This window comes from Dietzia sp. DQ11-44 (genome assembly GCF_014145205.1).
Lineage (GTDB): Bacteria > Actinomycetota > Actinomycetes > Mycobacteriales > Mycobacteriaceae > Dietzia > Dietzia natronolimnaea.
Genome location: NZ_JAALEC010000421.1, coordinates 1 through 3,978 on the forward strand (window position 1 = coordinate 1; position 3,978 = coordinate 3,978).

General features: G+C 71.0%; 4 protein-coding genes. 1 reads left to right on the forward strand and 3 read right to left on the reverse strand.

What is annotated here, in order from left to right; translation table 11 throughout:
• Window positions 1-78: 78 nt before the first annotated feature.
• The 3 genes from G6018_RS10910 to G6018_RS10920 form a co-directional block, all read right to left on the reverse strand.
• Window positions 79-708: a hypothetical protein gene (locus tag G6018_RS10910; protein WP_179524185.1), complete on the reverse strand. Its 630-nt coding sequence runs from the start codon at window positions 706-708 to the stop codon at window positions 79-81.
• Between the two features lie 74 nt (window positions 709-782).
• Window positions 783-1,346: a DUF779 domain-containing protein gene (locus tag G6018_RS10915; RefSeq protein ID WP_187701046.1), complete on the reverse strand. Its 564-nt coding sequence runs from the start codon at window positions 1,344-1,346 to the stop codon at window positions 783-785.
• 32 nt (window positions 1,347-1,378) lie between these two features.
• Window positions 1,379-2,902, reverse strand: a complete 1,524-nt coding sequence (locus G6018_RS10920; RefSeq protein WP_179524183.1) for an aldehyde dehydrogenase family protein — start codon at window positions 2,900-2,902, stop codon at window positions 1,379-1,381.
• A gap of 214 nt (window positions 2,903-3,116) precedes the next feature.
• Here G6018_RS10920 and mftM point away from each other — a divergent pair, with 214 nt between their 5' ends.
• Window positions 3,117-3,950, forward strand: a complete 834-nt coding sequence (mftM, locus tag G6018_RS10925) for a mycofactocin oligosaccharide methyltransferase MftM (RefSeq protein ID WP_182639592.1) — start codon at window positions 3,117-3,119, stop codon at window positions 3,948-3,950.
• The last annotated feature ends 28 nt before the right edge of the window (window positions 3,951-3,978 follow it).

Genomic DNA, 3,978 nt, shown 5'->3' on the forward strand with positions numbered 1-3,978 from the left:
GATGTGTGCGGAACGCTCTTCCCGACGGCTGCGGGCGGGGCCCGGCGGGGGCCCGGCGGGGGCGCGGGGGACCGGCGACTACGCCGACGCGCCGGCCCTGAGCAGTCCGAGTTCGCGGTTGAGGTTGGCGTGCGCCTGCTTCTCCCACGCGTCGCGGCCGGCCCGCGTGAGGAAGACCGATCTCCGCTCGAGTAGCGCCTCCAGCGACGCGATCCGCCCGGCCACGAACCGCTCGCCCGGCACGTGCGCGAACTCGTGGCGGACGTCCTGCGTGTAGGTGTCGTACGTCTCCGGGTCGGCCCCCAGGACCGCGAGATCGGCATCGGACAGGACCGCGCCGTTGAGGTCCCCGGCCTCGACCCGGTGCCCGCCCATGAGCCGCACGAGGCGCGCCACCTCGCCGACGGGGGCGGCCGGATCGAGAGCCTTCTCGGTGAACGCCGCCGACTTGTCGTTGTTCTCCGACTCAGTGGGGTCGAACACCGCGGTGTGGAACCACGCGGCCAGCCGGACGGCGGTCCCGTCGAACGCCTCGCCGTCCGACTCCAGGGCGTCGACCGCACGCAGCACCGCGCGCAGGTGCGTCTCGTTGTGGTAGCGACGCCGCGGTTCGTTCCACCGCTCGAGCAGATCCGAGCGCAGCCCGGGCGTGAGGAACTCGACCTCGGCGTCGAGGGGATCAACGGGTGCCGGACGGTCGGTATCCATGTCCCGATGCTACCGCCGGACCCCGTCTCATCTGCGCGAATCACCAACTGCGGCACCAGGACCGGCCCCCGCGCCTACTCCTCCAGGTCCGCTCCCGTACGCGGCGGGAACGCCGCCAACGCCTCCTGCTCGGCCGCGTCGAACATCCGGGCCCGCGACAGGAACCGCCTGCCGGTCGGGTTCTCGAGACTGAACCCCGAGCCCCGGCCCGGGACGGCGTCCAACACCAACTGCGTGTGCTTCCAGGTCTCGAACTGTGTGCCCGAGATCCACACGCGCACCCGGGTCGACGACGACGAGGAGGGCGTGCGCGCCTCGTCGTCGTCGCCCGGTGGTTCGGACCGGTCGGCTCCGGACGGACCGTCCGCGCCGAGGTCGACCTCTCCCACCAGCACGTCGCGCTGTCCCACTCGGAACTCACCGACGGGGTAACACATGGGTGCCGACCCGTCGCAGCACCCGCCCGACTGGTGGAACATCACCGGGCCGTGCCGGCCGACGAGCTCACGGATGAGGTCGACGGCCGGCTCGGTGACCACGACGCGGGGCGGGAGACCGGGCGGCGCCCCCTCCGGCGGGAGGGCGCGCGCCGCGATGGGCACGCTCCCGCCCGAGGGGAGTCCGCAGACGTCGTCCATGACCGGTCCCTCCTCTTCTGATCCGCCGCGGCTCAGAAGAAGCCCTGCGGCTTGCCCGAGTAGCTCACCAGCAGGCACTTGGTCTGCTGGTAGTGGTCGAGCATCATGCGGTGGTTCTCGCGCCCGATGCCGGACTGCTTGTAGCCGCCGAACGCCGCGTGGGCCGGGTACTGGTGGTAGGTGTTGGTCCACACCCGGCCGGCCTGGATGGTGCGACCGGCCCGGTAGGCGGTGGTGCCGTTGCGCGACCACACGCCGGCGCCCAGGCCGTAGAGCGTGTCGTTGGCGATCATCATGGCGTCGTCGAAGTCGGTGAACGAGCTCAGGGAGAGCACGGGCCCGAAGATCTCCTCCTGGAACAGCCGCATCTTGTTGTGGCCGCGGAAGACGGTCGGCTGCACGTAGAAGCCGCCCGCGAGATCGCCCTCGAGCTCCGCTCGTCCGCCGCCGGTGAGGACGTCCGCGCCCTCCTGCTTGCCGATGTCGATGTAGGACAGGATCTTCTCCAACTGGTCATTGGAGGCCTGCGCGCCGAGCATCGTGTCGGTGTCGAGCGGATTGCCCTGCGTGATCTTGTTGGTGCGCTCGATCGCGAGCTCGCTGAACTCGTCGAAGACCGACCTCTGCACGAGCGCGCGTGACGGGCACGTGCACACCTCGCCCTGGTTGAGGCCGAACATCGCGAAGCCCTCGAGCGCGGCCTGACGGAAGTCGTCGTCGGCGTCCATGACGTCCTCGAAGAAGATGTTGGGGCTCTTGCCGCCCAACTCGAGGGTCACCGGGATGAGGTTCTCCGAGGCGTACTGCATGATCAGGCGTCCGGTGGTGGTCTCACCGGTGAAGGCGACCTTGCGGATGCGGGGGTTGGAGGCCAGCGGCTTGCCGGCCTCGGTGCCGAATCCGTTGACCACGTTCACGACGCCGGGCGGGAGCAGGTCGCCGATCACGGACATGAGGAACAGGATCGACGCCGGGGTCTGCTCGGCGGGCTTGAGCACCACGCAGTTACCCGCGGCCAGGGCCGGGGCGAGCTTCCACACCGCCATGAGGACCGGGAAGTTCCACGGGATGATCTGTCCGACCACGCCGAGCGGCTCGTGGAAGTGGTACGCCACCGTGTCCTCGTCGATCTGCGAGATCCCGCCCTCCTGGGCGCGGATGCAGCCGGCGAAGTAGCGGAAGTGATCGATCGCCAGCGGGATGTCGGCGGCCAGGCACTCGCGGATCGGCTTGCCGTTGTCCCACGACTCGGCCAGCGCGATGGCCTCGAGGTTCTCCTCCATCCGGTCGGCGATCCGGAGCAGGACCAGCGAGCGCTCCGCGGCGGAGGTGGCGTTCCACCCGGGGGCGGCGGCCCACGCGGCGTCCAGGGCCGCCTCGATGTCCTCGGACGTGCCGCGGCCGACCTCGCAGAAGACCTGGCCGGTGATCGGGGTGACGTTCTCGAAGTACTCGCCCTTGACGGGTGCCACCCACTCGCCGCCGATGAAATGGTCGTAGCGGCTCTTGTAGGACATCACCGAACCATCGGCGCCGGGCTGTGCGAAAACGGGCATCGTGCCCCTCCTTCTCCTCCGCGCGACCCCCGTGGTCGTCGCTGTGATGTAGGACACTATGCGCGGCGGGGTTGCAGCAACGTTGCACGCGGGCCGGCCCGAGCCGATCGCGTGCGGCCACTGCCCGACCGGGCAGGGCCGGACCCGTTCGACCTGCCGGAATCCACTGAATCCTCTCGCCGCGGACCTCCCGCTCGCCCTACCGTCTGCCCCCATGGAGACCACAGCGACCCGCGGGACGAGCCGGACGATCTCGGCGATCCGGGGCGGACCGGGCCGGCGCTTCGGGGCGTTCACCGTGATCGCCGACGACCGTCGGGTGCGGATCGGGCACGACCTCGACGACGACGAGGTCAGCGAGGCGCTGATCCCGGCCATGGCCCGCGACCTGCTCGCCACCGGGGTCCTGCACACCGTCGACGAGTTCCACCGGGCCGTGACCGCGCTCGTGACCTGCCGGGACGCGAGCTGGGAGGAGTGCTGGTCCGCCTACTACCGGTCGTCGATCTCGGCACTGGCCAGCGGCGTCTGCCCGTTCTCCCCGGTGCACGACCGGGCGGTGGCGGAGATGGTCGGCGACTCCGCGGTGGAGATCGGGTGTTGCTTCGGGTTCCTGTCCCTGCGGCTCGCCCGCGAGGGTGTCAGGACCATCGCCGTGGACCTCGACCCCTCCGTCCTCGGGTTGCTCCGGACCTGCGCACCCGTCGGCGCCGCCCGGCCCACGCCCGTCTGCCTCGACGCCCGGACGACCCCACTGGCCCCGGCCGCCGCGGACACCGTCTACCTCGTCCACGTCCTCGAGCATCTGGACGAGGACGCCGGCTGGGACATGGTCCGCGACGCACTCCGTCTGGCGCGGAGACGCCTGGTGATCGCCGTGCCCTTCGAGACCGTCGCCGTGGCGCAGTACGGCCATGTCCGGACCTTCGACGTCCCCACGCTGGCGTCACTCGCCGCCCGGATCGCGGCTGTCGGTGACGGCCGGGCCTCCGGTGTGCGGACCCGGGTCGACCAGCACCACGGCGGGTGGCTCGTGGTCGACAAGTGACGCGCCCCGTCGCCCCGTCGCCCCGTCG

What these genes read in the sequence shown, in the direction of transcription:
- G6018_RS10910 (WP_179524185.1), bottom strand. Translation starts at nt 708, where the DNA reads ATGGATACCGACCGTCCGGCACCCGTTGATCCCCTCGACGCCGAGGTC.
- G6018_RS10915 (WP_187701046.1), bottom strand. Translation starts at nt 1,346, where the DNA reads ATGGACGACGTCTGCGGACTCCCCTCGGGCGGGAGCGTGCCCATCGCG.
- G6018_RS10920 (WP_179524183.1), bottom strand. Translation starts at nt 2,902, where the DNA reads ATGCCCGTTTTCGCACAGCCCGGCGCCGATGGTTCGGTGATGTCCTAC.
- mftM (WP_182639592.1), top strand. Translation starts at nt 3,117, where the DNA reads ATGGAGACCACAGCGACCCGCGGGACGAGCCGGACGATCTCGGCGATC.